Source organism: Mesorhizobium sp. M0037 (assembly GCF_040323635.1).
Taxonomy (GTDB): domain Bacteria; phylum Pseudomonadota; class Alphaproteobacteria; order Rhizobiales; family Rhizobiaceae; genus Mesorhizobium.
Window position 1 is genome coordinate 147,321 of sequence record NZ_JAMYVB010000004.1, and the last position, 26,775, is coordinate 174,095.

Genomic DNA, 26,775 nt, shown 5'->3' on the forward strand with positions numbered 1-26,775 from the left:
GACTAGACGAGAGTGGTCAGCCGGCAAAGACCCGCTTCGGCTTGAACATGCCTTGCTCGATGGCGCCGATGGCGACAAGCTTGCCGCGCGCGGTGGCGCAGGCTTCCTCGGCTTCCACGGGCGCGTCGCGGCCGCGGATGATGACGGGATTGCCAAGGCGGATCTTGGTCGCCGCTTCGTCGCTGATGGCAATCTGCGGCAGGCAGTCGAGCGCGGCGGCCGTGTCGACGAGCAGCGCATCGATTGCGCCAAAGTCGATCGGCGCGTCGGCAACATCGGCGTCGCCCTCTTCGTCAGCTTCGCGCTGTTCGCCGAAACGGGCGGCTTCCAGTTCGGCGACGGTGACGAAATCCTCCTGGGTGAACGGCTCGACCTCGACCCTGCGCAATTCGGCGATGTGGCCGAAGCAGCCGAGGTCGCGGCCCATGTCGCGGGCCAGCGAGCGCACATAGGTGCCTTTGCCGCATTCGACCTCGAACAAGGTGTGGTCGGCAGCGTGCTCGACGATGTCCAGACGGCCGATCTCGATCTCGCGCGCGGGGATGTCGACTGTCTCGCCCCCACGGGCGAGATCGTAGGCGCGTTCGCCTGATATCTTGATGGCCGAGAATTGCGGCGGTGTCTGCATGATGACGCCGGTGTAGTTCGGCAGCAGCGCCCTGACATCTTCTTCCGCCGGACGGCGGTCGGAACTTTGCGTCACCGGGCCTTCGAGATCGTCGGTCGAACGCTCCTCGCCCCAAGCGACGGTGAACCGGTAGATTTTGGCGCCGTCCTGCACATAAGGCACGGTCTTGGTTGCCTCGCCCAGCGCGATCGGCAGCATGCCAGAGGCCAGCGGGTCGAGCGTGCCGGCATGGCCGGCCTTTTCGGCCTGGAAAAGCCATTTGATCTTGGAGACGGCTTCGGTCGAACCCATGCCAACCGGCTTGTCCAGCACCACCCAGCCGGAGATCGGCCGGCCCTTCTTCTTGCCGCGGCGCCCCACTATTTCTCGTCCTTGTCGTTGTCTTCGCCATCGGTACCCAAGTCTCGCGCGACTTCCGGCGATTTCAGCAAATCGTTGATCCTGGCGAAATTGTCGAAGGACGTATCGAGCTTGAAGCGGAACTCCGGCATGAACTTCATCTGGCGGAGCGCGCCGGAGACGCGGCCACGCACGAACTTCGCGTGCTTGTTGAGCGCGTCGATGACCGCACCCGTGTCCTTGGCGCCGAGCGGCGAAACGAAGGCCGTTGCGACCCTCAGATCAGTGGACATGCGCACTTCCGAGACCGAAACCACGGTGTTCTCGATCAGCGGGTCGATAATCTCGCCGCGCTGCAAGGTTTCCGACAGCGCATGGCGCACCTGTTCGGCGACGCGAAGCATGCGCTGGGATGGGCTGGAGGCGGTTGGACGGGGCATTTTTCTCAATCCGGAAAGCGTGAGGCGCGGGATGGGACCGTGCCGCCATGTCTCATATTTGTTCTATGCATGTCGTTTATCCCGCACTTTTGGGCGACAGGCATTAAAGTTAGGGCGGCGGTCTTTCGACCACCGCCCGGTCGTATCGACAGTATACGAACTCAGAGCGTCCGGGTCACCATCTCGACGCGGAAGCACTCGATGATGTCGCCGACGCGCATGTCCTCGTAGTTCTGGAAGGCCATGCCGCACTCCTGGCCGCCCGGAACTTCCGCGACTTCATCCTTGAAGCGCTTGAGGGTCTTCAGCGTACCTTCGTGGATGACGACGTTGTCGCGGATCAGGCGCACGCCCGCTCCACGCTCGACCTTGCCTTCGGTGACACGGCAGCCGGCGATCTTGCCGACCTTGGTGATGTCAAAGATCTCGAGGATCTCGGCATTGCCGATGAAGGTCTCGCGGCGTTCCGGCGACAGCAGGCCGGAAAGTGCTGCCTTCACATCGTCGACGAGGTTGTAGATGATCGAGTAGTAGCGGATTTCGATGCCCGCGGCCGCCGCGGCCGCACGTGCCTGCACGTTGGCACGGACGTTGAAGCCGATGATCGCGGCCCCCGAGGTCTCCGCCAGCGACACGTCGCTTTCGGTGATGGCGCCGGCGCCGGCATGAACGATGCGCGCACGCACCTCGTCGGTGCCAAGCTTGTCGAGAGCGGCGTTGATCGCCTCGATCGATCCCTGCACGTCGCCCTTGATGACCAGCGGGAATTCCTTCAACCCGCTCGTCTGCAGCTGCGACATCATCTGTTCGAGCGAGCCGCGCTGGCCGGCATGGCGAGCCACTGCCTTCTCGCGCGCCAGACGCTGGCGATATTCGGTGATCTCACGGGCGCGGGCCTCGTTGTTGACGACAGCGAAGCGGTCGCCGGCTTGCGGCGTGCCTTGCAGGCCGAGCACCTCGACCGGCATTGCCGGCGGCGCCTCCTTGATCTGCTCGCCATGGTCGTTGACCAGCGCGCGCACCCGGCCCCATTCGTTGCCGGCGACGAGGATGTCGCCCGGCATCAAAGTGCCGGTCTGCACCAGTACGGTGGCGACGGGGCCACGGCCCTTGTCGAGCTGGGCTTCGATGACCACGCCCTCGGCGGTACGGTCCGGATTGGCCTTGAGGTCGAGGATTTCGGCCTGCAGCAGGATCGCCTCGAGCAGCTTGTCGAGGTTGGTGCCCTTGGTCGCCGACACTTCGACGTCCAGCACTTCACCGCCCATCGATTCGACGAACACCTCATGGCGCAGCAGTTCCGACCGCACCTTCTGCGGATCGGCATCATGCTTGTCGATCTTGTTGATCGCCACGATGATCGGAACGCCGGCCGCCTTGGCATGGCTGATCGATTCGATGGTCTGCGGCATGACGCTGTCGTCGGCCGCCACCACCAGGATGGCGATGTCGGTCGCCTGAGCGCCGCGGGCGCGCATCGCCGTGAAGGCGGCGTGACCGGGCGTGTCGATGAAGGTGATCTTCTGACCGTTCTTCTCGACCTGGTAGGCGCCGATATGCTGGGTGATGCCGCCGGCTTCGCCGGAGACGACATTGGCATTGCGGATGGCGTCGAGCAGCGAGGTCTTGCCGTGGTCGACATGGCCCATGATGGTCACGACAGGCGGCCGCGATACCAGGTCCTCGGCATTGTCGGCAATGTTGAACAGGCCTTCCTCGATGTCGGACTCGGCGACGCGGCGGACCGTGTGGCCGAATTCGGTGGCGACCAGCTCGGCCGTGTCGGCGTCGATGATGTCGCCCGGCTTCAGGATCTGGCCCTGCTTCATGAAGTACTTAACCACATCGACAGCGCGCTCGGACATGCGCTGCGCCAGTTCCTGGATGGTGATCGTTTCAGGCAGGATCACTTCGCGCATAACCTTCTCGCGCGGCTCATTATGCATCGCGCGCTTGAATTTTTCCTGGCGGCGACGCATCGACGACAGCGAGCGGGCGCGCGCGTCCTCGTCGGAAAGCGCCGTGTTGAGGGTCAGCTTGCCGCGACGACGGTCTTCCTCGGCCTTGGTCGGCTTGGCCGGGCGCGCCACTTCGGGCGTAACCGGACGGCGTACCGGGGCGCCGGCGGCGGTGCGCTTCGGCTTGACCTCTTCCTCGTCGTCCGATGCCACAAGCTCGGCAGCCTGCGGCGCGCGGCGGCGCGCTTCTTCCTCGGCGCGGCGGCGGGACTCGGCCTCGGTCTGCAGGCGGGCTTCTTCCTCGGCCTGACGGCGCGCGGATTCCTCGCGCTCGCGCTTGCGGCGTTCCTCATCCTCGTTGCGGCGCTTGGCCTCTTCGATGGCGCGTTGGCGGTCCTCGACGTCGCGAACCTTGGAGCCTTCGAGCGCCCTGCGGCGCGCTTCCATTTCATTGCGCGACAGTTCGTTCAGCACCATGCCGCCGCGTTCGGCCGGCGGCGGCGGAGGCGGCGCCTTGGGCGCTTCCTGCACGACGGGGGCTGCCACTACCGCGGGCTTGGGCGTAAATACGGGTGCAGCCACCGGCTCCGGCTTGTCGCCGGGCATGGAGAATTTGCGCTTCTTGATCTCGACCTGGACCTGCTTGGTGCGGCCATGCGAGAAATTCTGTCGCACGACGCTCTGCTCGGTACCGGGGCGCTTCAGCGTCAAGGTCTTCTTCGGTGTAACACTCAACGTCTTGTCGTCGCCCGATTTCGTATCGCTCATTCCATATCCTCTGCAGCATCATCTTCGTCAGCAACGGCCGCAAGCATTGCCAGATCGTCGGGGGTTCCGCCCCGATATCGGTCGAGCGCAACCATGCGCCTCTCAACCGCCTTGCCCGCGTCTCCCGCGAGAACGGCAGCATGTATCACATTTGTACCCCCCAATGCCAAGCTCAACTCGGCCTCGGAGAAAAGTTTGTAGGCAAGGACTGCCGGCCCGCCGAGGTGGACAGTTGCCCGCCGCGCCTGACTGATCTTGCGCACGCCATCGTCGGATGCCTCGGTCGCGTGGAGCACGAAAAGCGCCAACCCCGAGCGCACCGCGCTCTCGACCTTGGTTGCGCCGAGTGCGATCGAGCCAGCCTTGCGGGCAAGGCCAAGCATACCCAAAGCGGATCGTGCAAGCAGTCCGTCGACCATGCCGCCGAGATCGGGCGGCACGACGACCTGCGCCTTGAAGGCGCGGGCAAACAGGTTCTTCGCCGCCGCCTTGTCGATATGTAGGCGGTCGGCGCTCACCCAACAACCACGGCCGGGCAGATTTCTCTTCAGGTCAGGAACGACGGCCGAATCCGGGCCGACGACGAAACGGATCAGCTCATCCGGCTCGGCTTGCTTGCGCGTGACGATGCAGGTGCGATCGTTCATCTCGTCCTGGGGCGGGTTGTGTGCGATGCGGTTTCACCTCACGCACCAACGGCTTCGTCAGCCGGGACCTGTTCGGCTGCAAGCTCGTCTTCGGTGATCCAGCCGGCCTTGAGGCGGGCTGCCAGAACCATCTGCTCGGCGTCGGCGCGCGACACGCCGTGATTGGCGAGCACACCCGGGAATACCTTGGTCTCGCCGTCCTTGCGTTCCTTCCAGCCGGTCAGGTCGTCGGCGGCATAGCCGGCGAAATCCTCGATCGTCTTCACGCCATCCTCGCCGAGCGTCACCATCATGGCGGTGGTGACGCCAGGGATCTCGCGCAGTTCGTCGGTGACGCCCAGCGCCTTGCGCTTGTCGTCATGCTCGGCTTCGATCTTCTCCAGATATTCGCGGGCGCGGGTCTGGATCTCCGAAGCGGTGTCTTCGTCGAAACCGTCGATCGAGGCGATCTCGCCCGAATCGACATAGGCAACTTCCTCGACGCTGGTGAAGCCTTCGGAGGCCAACACCTGGCCGACCATCTCGTCGACATCAAGGGCTTCCATGAACAGCGACGAGCGTTCGACGAATTCCTTCTGGCGGCGCTCGGACTCCTCGGCCTCGGTCAGGATGTCGATGTCCCAGCCGGTGAGCTGCGAGGCAAGACGCACGTTCTGGCCGCGACGGCCGATGGCCAGCGACAGCTGGTCGTCGGGAACCACCACTTCGATGCGCTCGGCATCCTCGTCGAGCACCACCTTGGCGACTTCCGCCGGCTGCAGCGCGTTGACGATGAAGGAGGCGGCCGAAGGCGACCACGGAATGATGTCGATCTTTTCGCCCTGCAATTCGCCGACCACGGCCTGGACGCGGCTGCCGCGCATACCGACGCAGGCGCCGACCGGATCGATCGACGAGTCACGCGAAATGACGGCGATCTTAGCGCGCGAGCCTGGGTCGCGGGCGACCGACTTGATCTCGATGATGCCGTCATAGATTTCCGGCACTTCCATGGTGAAGAGCTTGGCCATGAACTGCGGATGGGTGCGCGACAGGAATATCTGCGGGCCGCGCTGTTCGCGGCGCACGTCGTAGACATAGGCGCGGACGCGGTCGCCGTACTTGTAGTTTTCACGCGGGATCAGCTCGTCGCGGCGGATAATCGCCTCGCCACGGCCGAGATCGACGATGACGTTGCCATATTCGACGCGCTTGACGGTGCCGTTGACGATCTCGCCGATGCGGTCCTTGTATTCGTCATACTGGCGGTCGCGCTCGGCCTCGCGCACTTTCTGCACGATGACCTGCTTGGCTGACTGGGCGGCGATGCGGCCGAAATCCATTGGCGGCAGCTGTTCGGCGATGAAGTCGCCAAGCTGGGCGTCCGGATTGCGCTCGCGGGCCGAGGAAATGGCGATCTGGGTGGCGTAGTCGTCGACCTTCTCGACCACTTCCATCAGCCGCTGCAGCTTCATCTCGCCGGTGTTGGCGTTGATGTCGGCGCGGATGTTGGTTTCCTGGCCGTAGCGCGAGCGCGCGGCCTTCTGGATCGCATCAGCCATGGCGGCAATGACGATCGACTTGTCGATCGACTTTTCACGCGCCACCGCGTCGGCGATCTGCAGCAGTTCAAGTCTGTTGGCGCTTACAACCATCTTATTTCTCCCGAGCTTGTTGCCGAGCTTTTAGGCCCGGCCGCTCATCATAGTTCCTGTTCGATTTCGTCTTCCGCGCCGCCTTCAGCACCTTCGGGTGCATCATCAGCTTCGCCGCGGCGTTTCTTGGCTTCCTTGCGTTCCCGGTTGTCCTTCGAAAGGGCATCGCGAATAAGGTCGTCGGTGAGGATCAGCCGCACATCGGCGATCGCGTCATAAGGAATGCGAACCGTCGGCTCTTCGCCGTAGGCGGCCTTGTCGCGCTCGAGCAGCATGTCGTCTTCGCCGGCTTCGGCGATCTTGCCCTTGAAGCGCTTGCGGTCGGCGACCGGCACCGAGGTTTCCATCTTCACAAGATGGCCGGTCCAGGTGACGAAATCCGACTTGCGTACCAGCGGCCGGTCGATGCCCGGCGACGACACTTCGAGATGATAGGCCTTCTCGATCGGGTCATCGACGTCGAGCGCCGGCGACACAGCGCGGCTGACCTCTTCGCAATCCTCGACGGTCATGGTGCCGTCCTCGCGTTCGGCCATGATCTGCAGCGTCAGGCCGTTCTGGCCCGACAGATGCACCCGCACGAGGCGGAAGCCAATGCCTCGCAACACCGGCTGAACGATCAGCGCGATGCGCGCATCGATACCGCTTTCGCGGATGATGCGGTCGTCGGCTTCGCTTGCCGTTGCAGTCATGCGGTTCCTGTCGTTCTCTGGATCAGGATGATCGTCGTCCCGAACCATCTCTTTGCTGATGGCTGACCGGCAGGTAATAAAAAAGAGCGGGACCGGGTGGACCCACTCTTCGTCATACCGACCAAGAATTTGAGGCTGATATAGACGATCCCGGCCGGTGTTTCAAGTCTGTTGACGGGCCGGGCAGAGTGCAGCCGGGGACGGCTGGCAGGATTGCGCGCGGCGCATGCCGGCTATGCGGTAACGGCCCTGTGATCCCGGATTTCACATCCCTATCTATGTTGCACTGCACAAATCAAAGATGAGCGCGCGGTGGCGCGCGAAAGGTCAAGACAATGAGCAACCGTACCGTGTTTTCCGCCATAGGCGACGCCTTTGCCCTGTTCGGCAGCGCCGTTGCCGCCTCGCGGGCCGTCGAAGCCGGCCGCAAGCCGCGCGCCAACGATCTGCGCCGGCTCGGCATGGACCCGACCGCTTTCGGCAAGATCGGCCGTTTCTGAAGCCAGACCGGCTGTCGATGCGGGACACTTTCCCGCATCGAACTATTTTCTGATGAAGGTGAGATAGGCCGGCCGTCGGCCCTCGCGAATGGCTTTTGCCTCGTAGCGTGTGCCCGGCCAGCCTTCATAGGGCCGATGCCAGTCGGCCCCATCTTGCACCTGCCAGAGGAGCCCGCCATGCGCCCGACAGTGCAACAAGGTCCAGTTCACATAGGTGTCGATGTCGGATGCGAAGCGGAATTTTCCGCCCGGCTTCAGCACGCGCGCGAACCGATCGAGGTTGAGCGGGCTGACAAAACGCCGCTTCCAGTGCTTTTTCTTCGGCCAGGGATCGGGGTAGAGCAGATCGATGCCGTCGAGCGACGTCTGCGGCAACCAATCGAGCAGGCGCGTGGCGTCGTCGTCATAAACGCGAAGATTGGCAAGCGGCTTTTCCCGCACCGCCATCATCAGCTTGGCCATGCCGTTGACGAACGGCTCGACACCGATGAAGCCGGTCGCCGGTGCCTCCGTGGCACGGTGCAGCAGATGCTCACCGCCGCCGAAGCCGATTTCCAGCCGAACCGTTGAAACATCCGCTGAGAATAGCGCGCGCAATTCTGCCGGTGCCTGGACGGAGAGGTCGAGGCCATAGGCCCCAAGACCGCTTTCCAGCGCCGCCGCCTGCTGCGGGCGAATGGTCTTGCCGTGCCGGCGGCCGAAGAACCCTTCGGTCGCCCGGCTCCGCCTGTCCTGTGGATCCATGGCTTGGTTCGCGCGCCGCGCTTAGATTGAGATGAGATTTGGGATTGAGATGAGATTTGGCTGAAATCTCATCTCAATCTAATCCTTTGTTGGAGCATGATCTTTTCCAAAAAACCGGTACCCACTTTTTGGAATCATGCCTAAGCAGCGATCGCGTCCTTGAGCGCCTTGGCCAGATCGGTCTTTTCCCAGGAGAAGGACCCGTCTCGGCCGGCCTTGCGGCCGAAATGGCCGTAGGACGAGGTCTTTGCGTAGATCGGCTTGTTGAGGTCGAGATGCCTGCGGATGCCGGATGGCGACAAATCCATCACCGTGCGCAGCGCTTCCTCGAGCTTGGCCTCGTCGACCTTGCCGGTGCCGTGCAGGTCGACATAGACCGACAGCGGCTGGGCAACGCCGATGGCGTAGGACAGCTGGATGGTGCAGCGGTCGGCGAGCTTGGCCGCCACTACATTTTTGGCGAGATAGCGCGCCGCATAGGCGGCAGAGCGGTCGACCTTGGTGGTGTCCTTGCCGGAGAAGGCGCCGCCGCCGTGCGGGGCAGCACCACCGTAGGTGTCGACGATGATCTTGCGGCCGGTCAGGCCGGCGTCGCCGTCCGGCCCACCGATGACGAACTTGCCGGTCGGGTTGATGTACCACATGCAATCGTCGGCGATCTTGAGGTCGCCGAGCGCCTCACGGATGTAAGGCTCAACGACCTTGCGGACCTTCTTGGAATCCCAGGTCGCGTCGAGATGCTGCGTCGACAGCACGATCTGAGTCGCTTCGGCGGCCTTGCCATCGACATAGCGAACGGTGACCTGGCTCTTGGCGTCAGGCCCGAGCTTGCCGGCTTCGCCGTTGTTTTCGTGACGGGCAGCGGCGAGCAGTTCGAGAATCTTGTGGCTGTAATAGATCGGCGCCGGCATCAGGTCCGGGGTCTCGCGGCAGGCATAGCCGAACATGATGCCCTGGTCGCCGGCACCCTCTTCGCCCTGGCGGTCGGCGGCGTTGTCGACGCCCTGGCCGATGTCGGGCGACTGGCCGTGCAGCAGAACCTCGATCTTTGCCGTCTTCCAGTGGAAGCCGGCCTGCTCGTAGCCGATTTCGCGGATCGCCTTGCGGGCGACCGACTTGAACTTGGCCGGGTTGACGACCGAATGCCCGGCGGCGTCCTTGAGGATGTTGCCGGCTTTGTCCCGCTTCAGCAGAGTATCGGGAACCCTTACTTCGCCGGCGATGACGACGCGGTTGGTGGTGGCGAGCGTCTCGCAGGCGACGCGGACTTTCCACGGGTCCATGCCGGTCTTCTTGGCCTCGCGATAGACCAGATCGACGATCTCGTCCGAGATGCGGTCACAGACTTTGTCGGGATGACCCTCGGCCACGGATTCCGAGGTGAAGAAGTAGTTCTGCCGCGTCACGGGTGTCCCCTCTTGAAAAAACGATCGGCAGGGCTGCCGATTTTGGCGCGCCACGTGTTAACGGTGCCGGACGCCGCTCGTCAAGCGGTGCCGCGGTTCTGGCATGAGTGTCGCAGCAATATATCTTGTACCACCGGCGGCTTGGCGCCGCCGGCAGTCGAGCCTCTGGGCTACTCGGGCCCAGGGGATTACTGGGGCCAATGGGTCAATCGACCCACCGAATCACTCGGCATCTTCGGCAGAAAGGGACTTCACAAGGTCGATAATCCGGCGGCGCACCTTCACATCCGCGATCTTGACGAACGCGCGGTTGAGCTGAAGCCCTTCCGGACTGCCGCAGAATTCGACGGCGAAAGCCATCGAAGTGTCCTCGGCAAATCCTCTATTACCCACCGGCTCCTGCCCTGGCGCATCCTCGAAAAAGAAGGCGACAGGCACGCTGAGTATCGAGGCTATTGCCTGCAGACGGCTGGCGCCGACGCGGTTCGTTCCTTTTTCATATTTTTGGATCTGCTGAAACGTAATACCGAGATTTTCACCAAGCTTTTCCTGGCTCATTCCAAGCATATTGCGCCGAAGGCGGACGCGACTTCCGACATGGATGTCGATCGGATTCGGTTTCTTCTTGTTTTCTTCTGTCATTTTTTCCTCGCCGAATTTTTCCGGCCTTTTCTATTTTTCTCGCCCAAACGAAGCCGGAGCCAACTGCCCCAACAGAAACACCAACCGACTTCGAGAAAATTAGGCGGTAACAGTATGAGTTTCTAATGTGTCGACTGTCAATTCACCCGTAGCCGTTGCCTTACGTTCAAGCTGAGGGCGATTGCGGCAAACACCAACATGATCAGCATTCCGTTAATGCGCCGCCCCGCGGCGGAGATGAAGGCTTGGCCGGAGATCGGCACCCGCACGTCGATGGCGCCACGTGCATCGACCGCCAATGCGTCGACGATGCGTCCGCGCGTATCGACAACGGCGGAAATGCCGTTGTTGGCGGCGCGCAACAGTGGCAATCCGTTTTCCACCGCGCGAATCTGAGCCTGCCTGAAATGCTGGTACGGCCCGGGCGTGTCGCCGAACCATGCGTCGTTGGTGACGTTCACAATAAGCTGGGATGACGTTGCGTCAACAGCCACCAGATCAGGAAAGATCACCTCGTAGCAAATAAACGGCAAGGCGCTGATGCCGCCGGGCAGAGCGATCGGATGGCGCTCGTTGCCGGCGGCGAAGTTCATCGGCCCGGCGACGAGCTGTCCGATGCCGAAGCGGCTGAGCAGACCGGAAAACGGCAGATACTCGCCGAACGGCACCAGATGGACCTTGTCGACGGCATCAGCGATTTCGCCCTTGTCATCGATCGCCACCACCGAATTGTAGTAGCGGCTGTCGGCATCCGCCCCGGATCCGCGCTCCTCGCGCACGACGCCGGCAATCAGCATCTGACCAGGCTGCAGCATGTCGCCGAGCGCGGTCAGCGCGTCCGGACGCTCAGTGAACAGGAAGGGTACCGAGGTCTCCGGCCACAGGATCAACTGCGGTTTGCTATTGCCGGGATCGGGCGCTGCGGCCGACAGGCCCATCATCGTGGCGAAGATGCGGTCGCGCACCGAGGCGTCCCATTTTTCGCTGAGGTCGACATCCGGTTGCACGATACGGACATCGAGAGTGCGGGTTGTCGGCTTGTCGGGGGTCGCGAGCCTGACATAGCCGAAGCCAGCATGGGCGGCGACGAGAATGGCAAGCAGGACCACACCGAGACGGACATGCCGGCGTGCTGCAAGCAAGGCCGGCATGGCGAAGACAAATACCGCCAGCGCGTTCATGCCGACCATGCCGGTCACCGACACGCTTTGCATCAACAGCGGCACGGGCATCGCCGCATAACCGACGGCATTCCAGGGAAAGCCGGTGAACAGGAAGCCGCGCAGCCATTCCGTCAGGCCAAAAGCAAAGGCAAGGGCGGCAATGCGGCCAATGTCGTTGGTCCATAACAGCCGCGCGACGACGGTGGCGAAGCCGTAGAAAAATGCCAGCGCCAAAGGAATGCCGACGACCGCGAAGGGTAAGGCCCAGGCGAAACTGTCGGCCTCGACCAGAAGCGCCTCACCGATCCACCACAGGCCGGCGAGGAAATAGCCGAAGCCGAACCACCAGCCGATGGCAAAAGCCGGCCGCAGGCGCCTGAGCCAGCCGTCGGAAGCCTCGCCGGTGGCGCCGTCGAGCAGCCAGACCAGCAGTGGAAACGAGACGAAACAGACGGCGAAGAAATCGTAAGGCGCCTGGGCGAGCACCGCCAGCGCCCCGGCAAGAAACGCAACCAGCGCGCGCCGCCAGCCCCAAAGCAGAATTATCCGGCCGGCAAGGCGCTCCATACAGACTTCCCAGGTCGCGCGAATCAGGAGCCAAGATTTATCAGATTTATTGAAACGCGAACCGGCCGATCGCTGCGCTATCGGTGCCATCCCTCGATGGTGAGCCCGCTCAGGTGCTCGGCCTCCTCGCGCGGCACCGTGCGCAAGGTCTGGGTGAAGGTCCAGACATGCCCTTCGGGGTCGCGCGCCCGATACTGCCGTTCGCCGTAGAAATGGTCGGCAGGCTCCTCGACGATTTGGGCTCCAGCCGCCATTGCCCGCCCACAATGCACGTCCAGGCCGTCTTTCAGACGCACACAGACCGACTGAGTGTTCTTGCCGGCGACGCTTACCGGACTGGCAATATGATCGGCCCATTCGGAATCGACGATGATGTAGCCGTCGCCAAAGCGCATTTCGGCATGGACCAGCCGTCCGTCGGCGTCGCTGACCACCATGCTCGGCTCGAAGCCGAAGGCCGTTTCGAGCCATTTCAATGCGGCTCGCGGGTCCTTGTAGAAGACACCCGAGCCAAAGGTTGAGTGCTTGAAGGGATCGTCGATCGTCATCGGCCGGGCAACGTTCTGTCCTAGGCCTGCTCGGTGCGGGGGGCGGTCACGCGGCGGCGACGCTCGCCCTTCTGGTTCTGGACGATGCGCACCCGCTTGACGCGGCGCGGATCGGCGTCGAGCACGTGGAATTCGAAGCCGGGGATGGCTTGCACAACCTCACCACGCGCGGGCACGCGACCGAGCGTGTTGAAAATCATGCCGCCGATCGTGTCGACATATTCACCATGCTCACCAGCGGCAAAGTCCTCGCCGATCATCTTGGCGACCTCGTCGATCTCGGCCTTGCCGTCGACGACGAACACGCCCTCGCCGGTCTGGGTGATCAGCGGCTCGTCCTCGTCATGCTCGTCCTCGATATCGCCGACGACCATCTCGACGATGTCTTCCAGCGAGGCGAGACCATCGGTGCCGCCATATTCGTCGATGACCAGCGCCATCTGGGTTCGCGTCGTCTGCATATGGCCCATCAGGTCGGAGGCAAGCATTGAGGGCGGCACGAACAGCACCGGGCGGATCAGATTGAGGTCGCCGATGGTGCGGCCGAGATCGACCTGGGCGAGGTCGAGAAGCGTCGTTGCCGGCGTCTTCCTGGATGTTCTGCCCTTCTTGACCCGGGCGACCTTGGTGATGTGGGCCAGCACGTCGCGGATGTGAACCATGCCGCGCGGATCGTCGAGCGTCTCGGAATAGACCGGCATGCGGGAATGGCCGGACTGCTCGAACAGACCGAGCAGATCGCCCAACGTCGTGGTGATCTCGACGGCCTCAATATCGGCGCGCGGCACCATGACGTCCTCGACGCGTACCTCGCGCAGGCGCAATATGTTGTTGAGCATGGCGCGTTCGCCAGGCGAGAAAGACCCGGCATCGCTGGTCGTTTCGGCAAGCGCGCCGGCGATTTCCTCGCGCAGACTGGTGCCGTTCCGCTGCCTGAAAAGGCCCAAGACGCGGTCGAACAGGGACGGACCGGCAGGCGATGGCTCGCTGGCAATGCTACCAGAAGCGGGGCTGCCGGAACTGGGACTCGGACTCGATCCCTCTTCCGTCGTATCGGAAGGCTTTGTCGCACTGCCAGCCTCGGGGCGGGCGGCAGTTTCTGGTTTGTCGTTCATCGTCGTCCGGTCAATTGGTCTTTTGTCATTACGTGTAGGGATCGGGAATGGCAAGCCTTGCGAGCGCTGAGCGCTCGATGGCTTCCATCTCCTCGGCCTCTGCATCGGTCTCGTGATCGTAGCCCAGCAAATGCAGCAGGCCGTGGATGACGAGATGGGTGATATGGTTCTCGAAGGGCTTGTCTTCCAGGGCTGCTTCGCGCGCCACCGTCTCGGCGGCCAGCACGATGTCACCCAGCATGGGCGGCAGCTTGCCACCCCTGGGGAACGGAAAAGCCGGGAAAGACAAGACGTTGGTCGCCTTGTCCTTGCCGCGCCAGCCGGCATTGAGGGTACGGATATGGGCATCGTTGGAAAAGACGATGCTGAGTTCGGAAGGACCGGCAGCAGCGGTTTCGGCAAAGGCAGCCGACACGGCGCGATCGACCAGACGCGTCAGCGCCGCCTCATCGGGCCAGTCGCCGGCCTCGACCGACATATCGATCTCGACGGGAACCGAACTGTCCCCGCCGCCAGGTCTTATGTCTTCAGGCATGAGCCCGCATCGTCACATCAGCTCTCGGCGCCTAGGCCGCGCGCCAGCTTGGCGTCGCGGTCATAGGCCCTGACGATTTCGGCCACCAGCGGGTGGCGCACAACGTCGACATCGTTGAAGCGCACGGTTACCGCGCCGGCCACGCCGTCAAGGACACGCAAGGCTTCGACGAGGCCCGACTTGGTGCTTGGAGGCAGATCGATCTGCGTCGGATCGCCGGTGACGATCATGCGCGAATTCTCGCCGAGGCGGGTCAAAAACATCTTCATCTGCATCGGCGTGGTGTTCTGCGCCTCGTCGAGGATGACGGCGGCATGCGCCAGCGTGCGGCCGCGCATGAAGGCCAGCGGCGCGATCTCGATGACCTCGGCGGCAATGGCGCGCTCGACCTTGTCGGCCGGCATCATGTCGTAAAGCGCGTCATAGAGCGGCCGCAGGTACGGATCGACCTTTTCCTTCATATCGCCGGGCAGAAAACCCAGCCGCTCGCCGGCCTCGACCGCCGGCCGTGACAGGATGATGCGCTCGACCATGCCGCGCTCGAGCAGCATCGCCGCATGCGCCACCGCCAGATAGGTCTTGCCGGTGCCGGCGGGGCCAATGCCGAAGACAAGTTCCGAACGCTCCAGCGCCCGCATATAGGCGTCCTGGTTGAGCGAACGGGCATAGATCGTCTTCTTGCGGGTGGAGATCTGGGCGGCCGAAACCTTGCCCTTGCGTTCCAGCGTCGGCAGCGTCAGCTGGTCGTCGGCGGCAATCGCCATGCGCACGGCGCCATCGACGTCGGACTGGCCGATATCGGTGCCCTTCTGGAGAATGCCGTAGAGATTGTCGAGTGCGCGGCGCGCCTGTTCGGCCGCCGAGGCCGAGCCCTTGATGGTCAACTGGTTGCCGCGCGAGCGGATGTCGACGCCGAGCTTCTGCTCGAGCCGGGCCAGGTTCTCGTCGAACTGGCCGTACAGGGCGCTGGCAAGCTTGTTGTTGTCGAAAGTCAGAACGATGTGCGCCATGTCAGAGGCCCCGGATGTCTGGTTCTGGGGCAGAGTCTTCACTTCAGCAGCGCTCAACCGTCTCTCCTCATCTGCCGAGGCCATCAAGCCAACTCGGCGAACAGGCTATTGTAGCCCGTCTTCGTGATTCGCACCCGGATAATGTCACCGATTTCGCCGGCCTTTTCATCAACAATAACCGGCTGCAGCCAGGGCGAGCGGCCGACCTTCTGGCCGGCCTGACGGCCGGGCTTCTCGATCAGCGTGTCGATGGTGCTGCCGACCAGGCCCAGGCCGAAATCCTGCTGCTGCTTGAGCAACAATGCCTGCAGCTGTTGCAAACGTTCATCCTTGACCGCTTCCGGCACGTGATCGGGCATATCGGCGCCCGGCGTGCCGGGACGCGGCGAATATTTGAACGAGAAGGCCGAGGCGTAGTTCACCTGGCGCACCAGACCCATCGTCGCCTCGAAATCCGCCTCGGTTTCGCCGGGGAAGCCGACGATGAAGTCACCGGACAGCGCGATGTCGCCGCGCGCAGCGCGGATGCGCTCGAGCAGCGCCAGATAGTCCTTGGCCGTGTGCCTGCGGTTCATCGCCTTGAGGATGCGGTCTGACCCGGATTGCACCGGCAGGTGCAGATAAGGCATCAAAGCCGGGAGATCGCGATGGGCAGCGATCAATTCGTCGTCCATGTCGCGCGGATGGCTGGTGGTGTAGCGCAGCCGCGCCAGGCCAGGAATTTCGGCCAGCCGGAACAGCAGGCGACCAAGCCCCCATTCCATGCCATCCTCACCCTTGCCGTGCCATGCATTGACGTTCTGCCCCAGCAGCGTCACCTCGCGCACACCGGCATCGGCCAGCCGCTCGGCTTCGGCGACGATCTGCGCCACCGGCCGCGACACTTCCGAGCCCCTGGTATAGGGCACGACGCAGAAGGTGCAGAATTTGTCGCAGCCTTCCTGCACCGTGAGGAAGGCGGTGACGCCGCGCTTGATCATTTCGGCACGCTTCGGCTGCGGCAGATGCTCGAACTTGTCCTCGATGGCGTATTCGGTCTCGACGATCTTCTCGCCGCCGCGCACCCGGGCCAGCACATCGGGCAGCCGGTGATAGGTCTGCGGGCCGATGACCAGATCGACAGCAGGCGAACGGCGTATGATTTCCGCGCCTTCGGCCTGCGCAACGCAACCGGCGACGCCGATCAGCATTTCGCGCCCAACTGCTGCGCGTTCAGCCTTCATGTCGCGGATGCGGCCGAGCTCGGAATAGACCTTTTCCGCCGCCTTCTCCCTGATATGGCAGGTGTTGAGCAGCACCAGATCGGCGTCGGCGATGACATCGGTCGCGGTGTAGCCGTCGGCGGCCAGCGCATCGGTCATGCGCTGTGAGTCATAGACATTCATCTGGCAGCCATAGGTCTTGACGAAGACCTTTTTGGCCGGGGCGGATGCCGCAGCCGCGTTTTGCGCGACGCTGTCGGGGTCGTTCCGCTCTATCGTGTTCAAATCCATCCGGCGGCTTCTAACGCCTTTCCGTGACAAAAAACAGACGATTCTCGGGCATCGTCTCGTAGGCGCTCGGCCTGCGCTAGCGGCTCGGTCGGGGATCGGCGAGCGCGGCCTGCATCATGGCGCGCACCTGGCTTTCCATCATCCTCGACGTCTCCTTGCGGTTCGAGCCCTTGGAAAAGGCGATGGGCTCGCCGAAATGCACCTCGACGTCAATGGCGCCTTCGGCCATCAGCACCTTGAGATGCGGCATCAGGTCCTGATCGCCGATCCAGGCAGCGAGCGGCCGGTGCCGGCGGCCGAGAGGCACGCCGTGCACCCGCGTGTAGGCAATCGCCAGCGGCTGGATGAAGACCTGCTCGGCCGCGCCTTCCGAAATCGCCATCGAGGCGGCGCCGAACAAGGTGCTCTTGAACGGCAGGATGGTGTTGCCGTCGCCGGTAGAGCCCTCGGCAAACAGCACCATGGCGTCGCCCTTGGCCATGCGGCTGGCGATCTCGCTGGCCTGGTCGCCAGCTGTCCGCTTGCGCTCGCGTTCGATGAAGACCGTACGCTGCAGTTTCGACAGCCAGCCGATCAGCGGCCATCCCTCCATGTCCGCCCGGGCGATGAAGGTGACATCGGCAAAAGAGCCGAGCACCATGATGTCGGTCCAGGAGATATGGTTCGAGGCGACCAGCAGCGGGCGCTGACTGGACAGTGCGCCTTTGACATGGATGCGCAGGCCGAGCGTCCGGACGATGAGGCTGTGCCAGACCTTCAGAATGACCGTCTCGCGCCAGATTCCGGTCTTCATCGACAGCAGCTGCAAAGGCACAAGGACCAGCGAACCGACGACAACGAGGCTCAGCGCCAGGAAAATCCTGATTTTTCCGATCATGCAGCTTGGCCCTGCCCCAAAACTTTGGCTAGCGAAGATCGCGGCGCATGACAAGCGCGCCGGTAGGACCATGTTCGGTCGAGCGGTAATAATTGGCGCGGTGGCCGACCTGGCGGAAGCCGAGCCGCCGGTAAAGGGCGATGGCAGCGACATTGGTCTCGTCGACCTCAAGGAACAGCGCCTCGGCGCGCTGCGCATGCAATTCGCGCAGTACCGCGTCCATCAACTGCCAGCCGAGCCCCTGGCGGCGATGCGAGCGCGCCACCGCCACGGTCAGAATTTCGCCCTCGCCGGCTGCAAGCCTGGCCAGCACGAAGCCGACCGGCGGCTTGGCGCCCTGGCCGATTTCGCGCGCGGCATAGCCGAACACGGTTTCCTGTTGGAGCAACGCGGCGAATTCGCCATCGGTCCAGGGCCGGACGAAATCCTCGCGATGCAGCACCGACGCTGCCGGGCTGTCGGCGATGGTCAGCGGCTCGAGCGCATAGTCCCTGCGGCGCGGCTGGAGGAAAGGGATGCGCATCACTTTTCCTGCCTCGACAGGATGAACCCGGCCTGCGGCTTGGCATCGGCGCCGCGCAGATAGAGTGGCTTCGGCTTGTCGCCCTCACCTTTTGCAGCGGCGAGCCGGGCGTAGACGGCAATGTCGGCGGTGGCAGCCGTCGGGCCGATATCGAAATCGCGACCGGCCGCGGCTGCGATCTGCACGGCGGCCGTGCCGGCAAGCACCGGACGATTGTCCGCCGCCATTCCCGCGGCTTGGGCAAGTGTGGTCACAGCCGGACCATAGCGCAAAATCGCTTCCGCATCGTAAAACGCGGCATGGATCTCCTCGCGGCCTGCATCGAGAGCGGCCAGGATCGGGCGGCCCGGAAATGCCGCCCTCGCCTCGGCCGCCAGCGCCTCCAGTGTCGTTACCCCGATCGCCGGGATCTTCAGCGCCAGCGCCAGGCCGCGCGCCGCCGAGACGCCCACCCGCAGGCCGGTGAAGGAACCCGGACCGATGGAGACCGCAACGGCGCCAAGGCCGGCATAATCGGTGCCGTCCGCTTTCAACGCTTCGTCAATGACGGCCATCAGGTGTTCGGCGTGGCCTTTGCCGAGATCGAGTACCGAGCGGCCGAGCTCTCTGCCGCCCGATGCGTCATAGACGCAAGCGGCGCAGAGATTGGCGGCACAGTCGATGGCGAGCAGTTTCATGGGCGACCGGTTCGAAAAACAGTCTCCCTCTGCCCGCCACGGCGCGCCGCCGCAAGAGCCAGCGCGTAAATTGTTAAGCGGCTTCGCTCGGTGCAGGCCGGACGACTTACGCCGCCGGCGCGATGCGCAGCATGTGGTTGTCCCAGACATAGTCGGGCTCGGAGCGCGTCGCGCCGCTGCCTTCGATGATTTCGCCGGCACCCGTGGTTGCCATGAAGCCCGGGCCGTCGGGCGCCAGGCCGCAGACCTCGACCAGCGCCTTGGTGGCGACGATCTTGCCGCTGGCGGCGTCGATCACGGCCAGCGAATTGCCTTCCGGCGAAGACACCGCGACCGTGCCGGCAATCGGGTTGGTGGCGACCGAGCCGATGTAGTTCCGGAAGCCGGATAGCACGTCCTGCGGCATGTCGAGCAGCTGCAGCCCCTTGCCGCGCGTGGCGCGGCCGATTAGCAGCGGGCGATCGGTGCCTGGCCCGCGATACTGGCAGCCGAACCAGACGGTGCCTGTGGGGTCGGCATCCATGTGGCGAATCGACAGCTGGTGCAGAGCCGGCGGCAGTTCGTGCTTTTCGTTGAGATCGCCGGTTGTGCGATCGACCAGTACATAGGACGGCTTCATCGTCGCGATGTTGAGTTCGGCGCGGCCATAGTCGGGATGGGTCTCGATGCCGCCATTGGCGATGGCGATCGTCCGGCCGTCTCCGAGCAGCAAGAGCTCGTGCGGCCCCATGCCATAGGTCGGAAACTCGCCGATGCGGCTGAACTTGGCCCGTGCGTCGTAGATCCCGACGACGCCGGCGGCATTGTCGAAGTCATTCTCGGTGGCGTAGAGCAGCGCGCCGTCTGCGGAAAACACGCCATGGCCGAAGAAATGCCGGCCGGTGATGCTGGCGATGGTCTGCGGCGCCTCGCGGCCGGTGTGGTCGAAGACCACGGCGAAGGTGCCGGGCTGCCTGGCGAAGACCACGGAGCGCTTCGATACCGGATCGAAGGTGACATCGTGGCCACGGTCGGGCAGATCGATCGCATGCAGTACTTTGCCGTCGTCCGACAACACAGCGGCGCCAAAGCTGCCGTCACGCTTGACGAAGGCGGTGGCAAAGACGGCATCGGCGGCGAGCGTGTCCGCCCAGGCCCGCGGCGCCATTGCCGCGACGAAGCCGGCGCCGGCAGCCCTGAGAAAATCGCGGCGGTCGATCAGCGGCGTCCTCATGATCAGTCTCCGTCGAGCGAGGAGAAGCCGGCGGTCAGGCCGAACTCGGCGGTCAGCCTGGTGCCGATCAGGCCCGACAGGCTGGAGGTGATCAGCGCGAAATGCTCGAGTTTTCCGCGCTCCGCGGGATCGGCCAGCGTCTTGTCGATCGGACCCTGGATGGATTTGGCAGTGGCAACGCCATTGATGAGCTGGATATGGATGGATTCCGCCATCCATCTGCTATCCTCGGGCAGCGCGTCGCCGAGCTTCGAGGCCTGGAACAGCGCATCAATGCCGGAGAGGTTGCCGGCTAATGACAGGCCGGTGTTTTGCGACCGCCAGTAGATCGCCTGCCTTGGCTTGTCAGCCTCCGGCTTGGCGCCGAAAAAACCTTTGAGGCGCACGTCGCGGACCATTTCCAGCTCGTTGATGAAGACGCCGACCAGTTCGGTCACCGCTTCGGTGCCGTCGCGGTAAAGCGCATTGTCGGGTCCAGGATTAGCCCACAAGGCTGCAAAACCGTCCGGTTTTTTCCAGGCCGCGTCGACATCGGCCGCCATGGTCTCGATGTTCTTGGCGACTGCCGCGCCATAGGCGCAGCGATAGGGCTCGTCCTTGCCGACGAGCGTCTCGGCGCCATCGCCGTAAAGCACGAACTCAAGCGCCCCTAATCCCTGCATCGCGACACTCTTGCCCGCCAGCTGCGCCGGATCGGTGGCGGTCGGATCCTTGCCGGCCAGCGCCGCCTGCACCTGCTTCAGGCCGATGCTCTTTCGGTCCGGCCAGTAGAGCATGCGCTCCAGCCGGTTGTTCTCCTTGATTGGCCCGAAGCCGATGATTTCAGCCGACGACCAGGCCGCGACCGTGGCCGAGAATCCGGCATGCGCGGCATCGAGGTTGCCCTGCGACGGCGCCTGGCAGAGCGCGTCCATGGCCTTCGCCAAGGTGCCGGCATGGCCATGCAGGCTGGCATAGGCGGGGCGGACAAATCCGTCGATCGCTCTTTGAATGACATCGGAGGCTTTCACCGAGGCCGATGCCGGGGACGCACCGAACAGAGCCAATGGGAGGAGTAGAACAGGCAAAACCCGCTTGAGCATCAGAATGACTCCAGGAATTTGATGAGAGCATCGCGGTCGGCCGTATTGGCGGCGGCAAAGCGATCGCGCGCCTTCTGCCCCTCGCCGCCATGCCACAGGATCGCTTCGGCAAGCGTGCGCGCACGCCCGTCATGCAGGAAGAAAGCGTTGCCGTTGACGGTCTTTGTCAGGCCGATGCCCCATAGCGGCGGGGTGCGCCATTCACTGCCCGTGGCATCGCCCACCGCCTGGCCGTCGGCAAGGCCAGGCCCCATGTCGTGCAGCAGAAAGTCGGAATAGGGCCAGATCAGTTGGAACGCCTGCGCCTTGTTCCCGCGCATGGTGACGAATTTCGGCGTATGGCAGGCAATGCAGCCCATCTCGTAGAACAGCTTCTTGCCGGCGAGCACGGCGGGTGCGCCGACATCGCGCCGCGCCGGCACCGCAAGGTTCTGTGAATAGAAGGTGACGAGGTCCATCACCGGTGGTGGCGCCTCGACCGGGCCGAGCCGCTTCTGCACGCCATTGGGCATGGCTAAGCAGGCCTCTTCGGCTGCGGTGCAATCGCCCCAGTGGCTGGGCTCTTCCGGCGTCGAAATGCCGATATCGCCGGCAAAGGCGTCCGCCGCCTGCTGGCGGATCGATGCGGTCTGCGCCTTCCAACCGAAGCGGCCAAGCGTCAGTTGCCCGCTGCTGAGGTCACGCACCATGTTGGGCTTGCCGGAAATGCCGTCGCGGTCGTCGGGATCGGCATGGGCAAGGATGTCGGCCGGCGCGATCTGTTCGATCAGGCCAAGGCCGATCATGGGCGGGGTCAGACGTGGCGACAGCGTGGTGCGCGGGTCAAGCGGGCCGTAGCCAAGCCCGTCGAGCGAATAGCTCGGCTTGCGCAGCGAAACGATGCTACCGTCGCCGAGCGTGACCTTTTCCTCGCGATAATCGACATACATGCGGCCTTCGCCCTTGAGGCCGGGCACCGCCAGTTCCTGCAACTGCGCGCCGTAGACCGGATCGGGGAAGTTCAGCACCTTGTGCACGGCAATCTCGGCTTTTTCCTCGGCCGTGCTCGCATCGCGCGCCAGCCGCAGGAACATCGACGTGGTGCGGCGGTCGGCGGCCGGCGGTCGGCCGCGGCCATCCTTCAAATGGCAATTCTGGCAGGCGCGCTCGTTGAACAGCGGTCCGAGACCATCCGAGGCCTGGGTCGACGATGGCGACGACACCCAGTTCTTGCGGAAAAGCGCATTGCCGAGCTTGAAATTGCCCTGTTCCTCGAAGGTGATGTTTTCAGAGGGTTGCGAGAAGGCGTCGCGGTTGACCTGCTTGCGCGACGTGCCGGCGCCGCCTTGCATCATTTCGAAGGATTCGGGCTTGGAGAAATCCTGGGTTGGCCTGGTAACGGCAAGGACGCGGGACCGGTCCTTCGGCGTCAGGTCGGTGCGGCTCGTGGCGAGGCCGACCGGTTCCGACGATCCGGCCAGGGCCGGGGCCAAAATTGCCGCCAGGGTTACAACCGAAAGCCCGCGAAAGGCCTGATATCGCGGGTTTTTGAGGAGCAGCGGGCCGGCGGCCCGCCGCAAGCGGCGCAGAATATCTAGGGGGCGCCGCATTCCTGCATGGTCCTATTCCGCCTCGTCCGCCGATGCGGCGTTGAGCTGGCCGTATTTTTCCTCACCGATCGAGGCAAGGAGGTCGAGCTGCGTCTCGAGGAAGTCGATGTGACCTTCCTCATCCGCCAGCAATTCCTCGAACAGCTTCATCGTCACGTAGTCGCCGGCTTCGTTGCAGATCTCGCGCGAACGCTTGTAGGCGGTGCGTGCGTCATATTCGCCGGCGAGATCGGATTCGAGCACTTCCTTGACGTTCTGGCCGATGCGCAACGGCGCCACGGACTGCAAATTGGGATGCCCTTCGAGGAAGATGATACGGGCCACCAGCCGGTCGGCATGGTGCATCTCCTCGATCGATTCGGCGCGTTCCTTCTTTGCCAGCTTGGCATATCCCCAATCTTCGAGCAGGCGGAAATGCACCCAGTATTGATTGACGGCGCCAAGCTCCAGGAACAGAGCCTCGTTAAGCCGCTCGATGATCTGCGGTTCGCCTTTCATGGATTCTGCTCCCATATTGGACGCGCAGGCCTCTGACGCGATCCAGGTGTGAAACGATGTCCACGCCGCTCGCCTCCGAACGGGCGTGGTAATTTTCGGTGACCCGAATGATCGTTTCGACCACATTTGGGAAGCAGCCGCAACAGCGACCGCGCTTTTGCATCGTGTGATAGACCTTCGCCGGCACGATCAGTTGCCAGGGGTCCTGATCCAGCAGATCGACGATCGTCTGCTCAATCTCCTTTTCGGTGATGATGTTGCAATGGCAGATCAGCATGGATTGGCTCTGGCTGACGGCGCCCCTCCGCGCCGTTTGGCTGGTGGTTGGTTGGGGTGCTACTTGAACACCTTGTCCGGTGCGTCGAGGCTGTCGGACCCCTCGAAGGCTATGTTGTTCAGCTTCAGCGCGCCGACGGCGCGTTCGATCGACTTGGTCTGGTCGACCAGCGCGTCGATTGCCGCCTGCACGGTAGCATTGCCTTCGGTGTTGCCCTCGGCGATCTGCTGGTCATAGGCCTCGCCGGCCACTCCCCGCGCCTTGATCGCCTCCATCTTGGCGACCGAGACGTCGAGCTTGTCGGACAGTTCCTTGTCGATCGCCGGATCGGCCGCCTTGACCATATCGTGCACCGACGGGCCTGAAACGACGGTGCCGTCCAAGCGCGTGTAGCTGGCGAGATAGGCGGCGCGGATGCCGATGGCGTCATAGAGATGCGAGTTGTAGGTATTATCCGAGAAGCAGTCGTGCTCCTCTTCGGGATCGTGCAGCAGCAGGCCGAGTTTCATGCGCTCCCCGGCCAGTTCGCCGTAGGACAGCGAGCCCATGCCGTTGAAGATCACCGAGATAGCGGTGTTCGGCTGGCCATCGACGAGGTTCTTGCGGGCGGCGCCGTCTTCCTTCCAGTTGCCGACCATCTCCTGCAGGTCGGAGACCAGAAGATCGCTGGCCGACTTCAGATACTCGGCCCGGCGATCGCAATTGCCGCCGGTGCAGTTCTTGAGGTCGTAGTCGGTGTACGGACGCTCGCCGGCGCCCGGGCCGGTGCCGTGCAAATCCTGGCCCCAGAGCAGGAATTCGATGGCGTGATAACCGGTGGCGACATTGGCCTCGATGCCGCCGGCCTCCTGCAGCGTGCCGGCGAGGAACTCCGGCGAAAGCTTCGAGGCGTCGACCTTCTTGCCGTCGATCTCGATGTCCTTGTTAGCGATGACATTGGCGGTGTAGAGCGCGTTGGCGTCGGACTCGGTGCCGTAGCTCTTGGCGACGTAGTCGATCAGGCCTTCGTCGAGCGGCCAGGAGTTCACCTTGCCTTCCCAGTCGTCGACGATCTTGTTGCCGAAGCGGTAGACCTCGGTCTGCTGGTAGGGCACGCGCGACGCCTTCCAGGCATCGCGGGCGGCATTCAGCGTGTCCGCCGACGGGTTGGCAAGCAGCGCGTCGACAGCCTTGTCGAGCGCCTGCGCCGTGGTCAGCGAATCCTCGTACTTGGCCAGCGCGATGTCGGAATAGGTCTTGATGACCGCCTTGGCATCGATCTCCGCCGCCTTGGCCGGCAGGATGAAAACCGCCGCCGTCAACATAGCCGTGGCACCGATCGCAGCCAGTCTGCCGCCATATCGCGCTGTCATCATCAGTCTCCAGTTCAAAGGGGATTCGGTAAAAGGCGCGCGTGCCAAACGGTGCCGGGACATAGGCATGCCGTAGGACACCACAGATGCCGCGCCGCTCTGCGGCTCACGGGAGAAAGACACCAAATGCCTCCAATCGAACGGGTTCAAGGCCCAAACATCAAAGGGATGCGCTGACGCGCGAGCCTCCATAAAACGATGGCGAGGCCGGAAGTCAACTGGTGAACCCTAGAAAATTCAATTGAAACAACAGTTTAGAATTATTCTAAACTAGCACTATCAACTTTAAATCGTAGCCAGCAGCCAAGGTGAGAGACGCCGCGATTGACAAGCGACCGTTCCGGGTGCGACCCGGACCGGGGCTCTTGCGACGGCGGCAGACAATCGCCATCTGGCGGAACGGCTCACAATCAAAGCATGATGTCGTCCGAAAACCGCTTCACACTTTTCGGCATCATGCTCCAGATTTGAAACAGGAATTCGGGTTGCGATGAAGAACGGGGTCGTCATTGTCGGTGCGGGTCATGCGGGCGTGCAAGCGGCCGCCAGCCTGCGCGAGGAAGGCTATGACGGGCCTGTCATACTGATCGGCGACGAAACCGATCTGCCCTATCACAAGCCGCCGCTGTCGAAGACCTTCATCAAGGACGCCGATGCCAAGCCGCAACCCTTGCGCGGCGAGGCCTTTTACACCGGCAGCGCCATCGACTTCAGGCCGGGCGTCCGAATCGACAGCATCGATACGGCAGGCCGCAAGCTGGACATAGCGGGCGGCGGCGTGCTGCCGTTCGACCGGCTCATCCTGGCCACCGGTTCGCGGCCGCGGCTTCTGCCGCTGCCGGGCGCCGACCTCTCGGGCGTGCTGTCGCTGCGCTCGATCGCCGATGCGCGGCTGATCCGCGCGCTCAGCGCCCAAAGCGAAGACGTGGTCATCCTCGGCGGCGGCTTCATCGGGCTGGAGATCGCGGCAACGCTGAGGGCCGCCGGCCGCAACGTCACCCTGGTCGAGGCTGTCGACCGGCTGCTTGGCCGCGCCGTGGCGCCGGTGGTGGCGAGCCATGTCCGCCAACGGCTGGAGGCGATCGGCGTGCGTATCCTCACCGGCACCACCATTGCCAGGCTGGAAGGGGAAAACCGCCATGTCTGCGCTGCCATCACCTCCACCGGCGAAAGGCTGCCCGCGCGCATGGTCATCGTCGGCATCGGCGCCGTGCCGAATGTCGAACTTGCGCAGGCTGCCGGACTGACTGTCGCCAATGGCATCCGCGTCGACCAACAGATGCGCACCTCAGTGCCTGATATTCTGGCCATCGGCGACGCCGCTTCCTACCGCCACTGGTCGACCGGCGGCGACGTGCGGCTGGAATCGGTGCAGAACGCCACCGACCAGGCGCGGCTTGCCGCACGCACGATCACCGGCCATACGGACGCCTATGCGGCGGTGCCGTGGTTCTGGTCTGACATCGGCGACATGAAACTGCAGATGGTCGGGCTGACCTCGGGCGGCGACAGCCATGTCGTGCTGGGCGACCTCGCTGAGAACAAGTTCTCGATCTACCACTATGCTGGAAGCCGGCTGCTCGGCATCGAATCCGTCAACAGGCCGGGCGACCATATGCTGGGCCGCAAGATGCTCGGGGCCGGGTTTTCGCCGATGGCGCAGACGATTGCTGAGGGACCTGACGGGCTGAAGGCTGCACTGGCAGCGTTCCAGCAGGATGAGCCGGCACGGGCTGCGGGCTAGACGCACTTACCCTCCCCCTTGTGGGGAGGGTCGCTGCGAAGCAGCGGGGTTGGGGTCGGCGCGAGGCCCCCCACCCGGACCTGCGGTCCGACCTCCCCACAAGGGGGAGGTAGG

26 protein-coding genes are annotated in these 26,775 nt (G+C 63.7%); 2 read left to right on the forward strand and 24 right to left on the reverse strand.

Going from position 1 to position 26,775, the window contains the following annotated elements; genetic code table 11:
* Positions 1-16: 16 nt before the first annotated feature.
* The 6 genes from truB to rimP all read right to left on the reverse strand — a co-directional run bounded on the left by truB (position 17) and on the right by rimP (position 7,106).
* Positions 17-988 (reverse strand): tRNA pseudouridine(55) synthase TruB, encoded by a 972-nt coding sequence (truB, locus tag NKJ78_RS09235; protein WP_023738180.1) that lies wholly within the window; start codon positions 986-988, stop codon positions 17-19.
* Positions 988-1,407, reverse strand: coding sequence for a 30S ribosome-binding factor RbfA (rbfA, locus tag NKJ78_RS09240; protein ID WP_023692585.1), 420 nt, complete (start codon positions 1,405-1,407; stop codon positions 988-990). The genes truB and rbfA overlap by 1 nt, the downstream gene beginning before the upstream one ends.
* Before the next feature lie 161 nt (positions 1,408-1,568).
* Complete coding sequence (gene infB, locus NKJ78_RS09245; RefSeq protein WP_023726861.1) at positions 1,569-4,133, reverse strand: translation initiation factor IF-2; 2,565 nt, start codon at positions 4,131-4,133, stop codon at positions 1,569-1,571.
* On the reverse strand, positions 4,130-4,780 hold the full coding sequence (locus NKJ78_RS09250) for an RNA-binding protein (protein ID WP_023669556.1): 651 nt from the start codon (positions 4,778-4,780) through the stop codon (positions 4,130-4,132). The genes infB and NKJ78_RS09250 overlap by 4 nt, the downstream gene beginning before the upstream one ends.
* Before the next feature lie 38 nt (positions 4,781-4,818).
* Complete coding sequence (nusA, locus tag NKJ78_RS09255; protein WP_023669555.1) at positions 4,819-6,414, reverse strand: transcription termination factor NusA; 1,596 nt, start codon at positions 6,412-6,414, stop codon at positions 4,819-4,821.
* Positions 6,415-6,461: 47 nt separating this feature from the next.
* Positions 6,462-7,106: a ribosome maturation factor RimP gene (gene rimP / locus NKJ78_RS09260; protein ID WP_023669554.1), complete on the reverse strand. Its 645-nt coding sequence runs from the start codon at positions 7,104-7,106 to the stop codon at positions 6,462-6,464.
* Between the two features lie 335 nt (positions 7,107-7,441).
* Here rimP and NKJ78_RS09265 point away from each other — a divergent pair, with 335 nt between their 5' ends.
* Positions 7,442-7,606, forward strand: coding sequence for a hypothetical protein (locus NKJ78_RS09265; protein ID WP_023669553.1), 165 nt, complete (start codon positions 7,442-7,444; stop codon positions 7,604-7,606).
* A gap of 42 nt (positions 7,607-7,648) precedes the next feature.
* Here the strand turns inward: NKJ78_RS09265 and trmB are convergent, their stop codons facing one another.
* The 18 genes from trmB to NKJ78_RS09355 all read right to left on the reverse strand — a co-directional run bounded on the left by trmB (position 7,649) and on the right by NKJ78_RS09355 (position 24,917).
* The gene (trmB, locus tag NKJ78_RS09270; protein WP_023738179.1) at positions 7,649-8,350 is read right to left on the reverse strand and encodes a tRNA (guanine(46)-N(7))-methyltransferase TrmB; all 702 of its coding nucleotides are present in this window, start codon (positions 8,348-8,350) and stop codon (positions 7,649-7,651) included.
* Between the two features lie 140 nt (positions 8,351-8,490).
* Positions 8,491-9,756 (reverse strand): methionine adenosyltransferase, encoded by a 1,266-nt coding sequence (metK, locus tag NKJ78_RS09275; protein WP_023669551.1) that lies wholly within the window; start codon positions 9,754-9,756, stop codon positions 8,491-8,493.
* Between the two features lie 222 nt (positions 9,757-9,978).
* Positions 9,979-10,398 carry a helix-turn-helix domain-containing protein gene (locus tag NKJ78_RS09280; protein WP_023669550.1) on the reverse strand — a complete coding sequence of 140 codons (420 nt, stop codon included), beginning with the start codon at positions 10,396-10,398 and terminating at the stop codon, positions 9,979-9,981.
* Between the two features lie 137 nt (positions 10,399-10,535).
* Positions 10,536-12,128: an apolipoprotein N-acyltransferase gene (gene lnt / locus NKJ78_RS09285; protein WP_027049343.1), complete on the reverse strand. Its 1,593-nt coding sequence runs from the start codon at positions 12,126-12,128 to the stop codon at positions 10,536-10,538.
* 77 nt (positions 12,129-12,205) lie between these two features.
* Complete coding sequence (locus NKJ78_RS09290; RefSeq protein WP_023726865.1) at positions 12,206-12,676, reverse strand: VOC family protein; 471 nt, start codon at positions 12,674-12,676, stop codon at positions 12,206-12,208.
* Positions 12,677-12,696: 20 nt separating this feature from the next.
* Positions 12,697-13,791, reverse strand: a complete 1,095-nt coding sequence (locus NKJ78_RS09295) for a hemolysin family protein (protein WP_352562422.1) — start codon at positions 13,789-13,791, stop codon at positions 12,697-12,699.
* A 28-nt stretch (positions 13,792-13,819) separates the two neighbouring features.
* Positions 13,820-14,326: an rRNA maturation RNase YbeY gene (ybeY, locus tag NKJ78_RS09300; RefSeq protein WP_023834327.1), complete on the reverse strand. Its 507-nt coding sequence runs from the start codon at positions 14,324-14,326 to the stop codon at positions 13,820-13,822.
* Between the two features lie 17 nt (positions 14,327-14,343).
* On the reverse strand, positions 14,344-15,336 hold the full coding sequence (locus NKJ78_RS09305) for a PhoH family protein (protein WP_027049340.1): 993 nt from the start codon (positions 15,334-15,336) through the stop codon (positions 14,344-14,346).
* An 83-nt stretch (positions 15,337-15,419) separates the two neighbouring features.
* Positions 15,420-16,829: a tRNA (N6-isopentenyl adenosine(37)-C2)-methylthiotransferase MiaB gene (gene miaB / locus NKJ78_RS09310; protein ID WP_352459198.1), complete on the reverse strand. Its 1,410-nt coding sequence runs from the start codon at positions 16,827-16,829 to the stop codon at positions 15,420-15,422.
* A 76-nt stretch (positions 16,830-16,905) separates the two neighbouring features.
* Positions 16,906-17,706, reverse strand: a complete 801-nt coding sequence (olsA, locus tag NKJ78_RS09315) for a lyso-ornithine lipid O-acyltransferase (protein WP_023682014.1) — start codon at positions 17,704-17,706, stop codon at positions 16,906-16,908.
* A gap of 28 nt (positions 17,707-17,734) precedes the next feature.
* Positions 17,735-18,229, reverse strand: a complete 495-nt coding sequence (gene rimI, locus NKJ78_RS09320; RefSeq protein ID WP_352459199.1) for a ribosomal protein S18-alanine N-acetyltransferase — start codon at positions 18,227-18,229, stop codon at positions 17,735-17,737.
* Positions 18,229-18,906 (reverse strand): tRNA (adenosine(37)-N6)-threonylcarbamoyltransferase complex dimerization subunit type 1 TsaB, encoded by a 678-nt coding sequence (gene tsaB / locus NKJ78_RS09325; RefSeq protein ID WP_352459200.1) that lies wholly within the window; start codon positions 18,904-18,906, stop codon positions 18,229-18,231. The genes rimI and tsaB overlap by 1 nt, the downstream gene beginning before the upstream one ends.
* A 106-nt stretch (positions 18,907-19,012) precedes the next feature.
* Positions 19,013-20,119: a DUF1513 domain-containing protein gene (locus tag NKJ78_RS09330; RefSeq protein WP_352459201.1), complete on the reverse strand. Its 1,107-nt coding sequence runs from the start codon at positions 20,117-20,119 to the stop codon at positions 19,013-19,015.
* Between the two features lie 2 nt (positions 20,120-20,121).
* The gene (locus NKJ78_RS09335) at positions 20,122-21,201 is read right to left on the reverse strand and encodes an imelysin family protein (RefSeq protein WP_023730920.1); all 1,080 of its coding nucleotides are present in this window, start codon (positions 21,199-21,201) and stop codon (positions 20,122-20,124) included.
* Complete coding sequence (locus NKJ78_RS09340) at positions 21,201-22,790, reverse strand: di-heme oxidoreductase family protein (RefSeq protein ID WP_352562423.1); 1,590 nt, start codon at positions 22,788-22,790, stop codon at positions 21,201-21,203. Before NKJ78_RS09340 ends, NKJ78_RS09335 begins: the two co-directional genes overlap by 1 nt.
* A gap of 12 nt (positions 22,791-22,802) precedes the next feature.
* The gene (gene bfr / locus NKJ78_RS09345; RefSeq protein WP_023669537.1) at positions 22,803-23,288 is read right to left on the reverse strand and encodes a bacterioferritin; all 486 of its coding nucleotides are present in this window, start codon (positions 23,286-23,288) and stop codon (positions 22,803-22,805) included.
* On the reverse strand, positions 23,254-23,565 hold the full coding sequence (locus NKJ78_RS09350) for a (2Fe-2S)-binding protein (protein WP_023751927.1): 312 nt from the start codon (positions 23,563-23,565) through the stop codon (positions 23,254-23,256). The genes bfr and NKJ78_RS09350 overlap by 35 nt, the downstream gene beginning before the upstream one ends.
* A gap of 59 nt (positions 23,566-23,624) precedes the next feature.
* Positions 23,625-24,917, reverse strand: a complete 1,293-nt coding sequence (locus NKJ78_RS09355) for an imelysin family protein (protein WP_352459202.1) — start codon at positions 24,915-24,917, stop codon at positions 23,625-23,627.
* A 490-nt stretch (positions 24,918-25,407) separates the two neighbouring features.
* Between NKJ78_RS09355 and NKJ78_RS09360 the strand changes: the two genes are divergently transcribed.
* Entirely contained in the window at positions 25,408-26,661 is a 1,254-nt protein-coding gene (locus NKJ78_RS09360) for an NAD(P)/FAD-dependent oxidoreductase (RefSeq protein WP_023696740.1), read from the forward strand.
* Positions 26,662-26,775: the final 114 nt, after the last annotated feature.

What these genes read in the sequence shown, in the direction of transcription:
- rbfA (WP_023692585.1), bottom strand. Translation starts at nt 1,407, where the DNA reads ATGCCCCGTCCAACCGCCTCCAGCCCATCCCAGCGCATGCTTCGCGTC.
- infB (WP_023726861.1), bottom strand. Translation starts at nt 4,133, where the DNA reads ATGAGCGATACGAAATCGGGCGACGACAAGACGTTGAGTGTTACACCG.
- NKJ78_RS09250 (WP_023669556.1), bottom strand. Translation starts at nt 4,780, where the DNA reads ATGAACGATCGCACCTGCATCGTCACGCGCAAGCAAGCCGAGCCGGAT.
- nusA (WP_023669555.1), bottom strand. Translation starts at nt 6,414, where the DNA reads ATGGTTGTAAGCGCCAACAGACTTGAACTGCTGCAGATCGCCGACGCG.
- rimP (WP_023669554.1), bottom strand. Translation starts at nt 7,106, where the DNA reads ATGACTGCAACGGCAAGCGAAGCCGACGACCGCATCATCCGCGAAAGC.
- NKJ78_RS09265 (WP_023669553.1), top strand. Translation starts at nt 7,442, where the DNA reads ATGAGCAACCGTACCGTGTTTTCCGCCATAGGCGACGCCTTTGCCCTG.
- trmB (WP_023738179.1), bottom strand. Translation starts at nt 8,350, where the DNA reads ATGGATCCACAGGACAGGCGGAGCCGGGCGACCGAAGGGTTCTTCGGC.
- NKJ78_RS09280 (WP_023669550.1), bottom strand. Translation starts at nt 10,398, where the DNA reads ATGACAGAAGAAAACAAGAAGAAACCGAATCCGATCGACATCCATGTC.
- lnt (WP_027049343.1), bottom strand. Translation starts at nt 12,128, where the DNA reads ATGGAGCGCCTTGCCGGCCGGATAATTCTGCTTTGGGGCTGGCGGCGC.
- NKJ78_RS09290 (WP_023726865.1), bottom strand. Translation starts at nt 12,676, where the DNA reads ATGACGATCGACGATCCCTTCAAGCACTCAACCTTTGGCTCGGGTGTC.
- NKJ78_RS09295 (WP_352562422.1), bottom strand. Translation starts at nt 13,791, where the DNA reads ATGAACGACAAACCAGAAACTGCCGCCCGCCCCGAGGCTGGCAGTGCG.
- ybeY (WP_023834327.1), bottom strand. Translation starts at nt 14,326, where the DNA reads ATGCCTGAAGACATAAGACCTGGCGGCGGGGACAGTTCGGTTCCCGTC.
- NKJ78_RS09305 (WP_027049340.1), bottom strand. Translation starts at nt 15,336, where the DNA reads ATGGCGCACATCGTTCTGACTTTCGACAACAACAAGCTTGCCAGCGCC.
- miaB (WP_352459198.1), bottom strand. Translation starts at nt 16,829, where the DNA reads ATGGATTTGAACACGATAGAGCGGAACGACCCCGACAGCGTCGCGCAA.
- olsA (WP_023682014.1), bottom strand. Translation starts at nt 17,706, where the DNA reads ATGATCGGAAAAATCAGGATTTTCCTGGCGCTGAGCCTCGTTGTCGTC.
- rimI (WP_352459199.1), bottom strand. Translation starts at nt 18,229, where the DNA reads ATGCGCATCCCTTTCCTCCAGCCGCGCCGCAGGGACTATGCGCTCGAG.
- tsaB (WP_352459200.1), bottom strand. Translation starts at nt 18,906, where the DNA reads ATGAAACTGCTCGCCATCGACTGTGCCGCCAATCTCTGCGCCGCTTGC.
- NKJ78_RS09330 (WP_352459201.1), bottom strand. Translation starts at nt 20,119, where the DNA reads ATGAGGACGCCGCTGATCGACCGCCGCGATTTTCTCAGGGCTGCCGGC.
- NKJ78_RS09335 (WP_023730920.1), bottom strand. Translation starts at nt 21,201, where the DNA reads ATGCTCAAGCGGGTTTTGCCTGTTCTACTCCTCCCATTGGCTCTGTTC.
- NKJ78_RS09340 (WP_352562423.1), bottom strand. Translation starts at nt 22,790, where the DNA reads ATGCGGCGCCCCCTAGATATTCTGCGCCGCTTGCGGCGGGCCGCCGGC.
- bfr (WP_023669537.1), bottom strand. Translation starts at nt 23,288, where the DNA reads ATGAAAGGCGAACCGCAGATCATCGAGCGGCTTAACGAGGCTCTGTTC.
- NKJ78_RS09350 (WP_023751927.1), bottom strand. Translation starts at nt 23,565, where the DNA reads ATGCTGATCTGCCATTGCAACATCATCACCGAAAAGGAGATTGAGCAG.
- NKJ78_RS09355 (WP_352459202.1), bottom strand. Translation starts at nt 24,917, where the DNA reads ATGACAGCGCGATATGGCGGCAGACTGGCTGCGATCGGTGCCACGGCT.
- NKJ78_RS09360 (WP_023696740.1), top strand. Translation starts at nt 25,408, where the DNA reads ATGAAGAACGGGGTCGTCATTGTCGGTGCGGGTCATGCGGGCGTGCAA.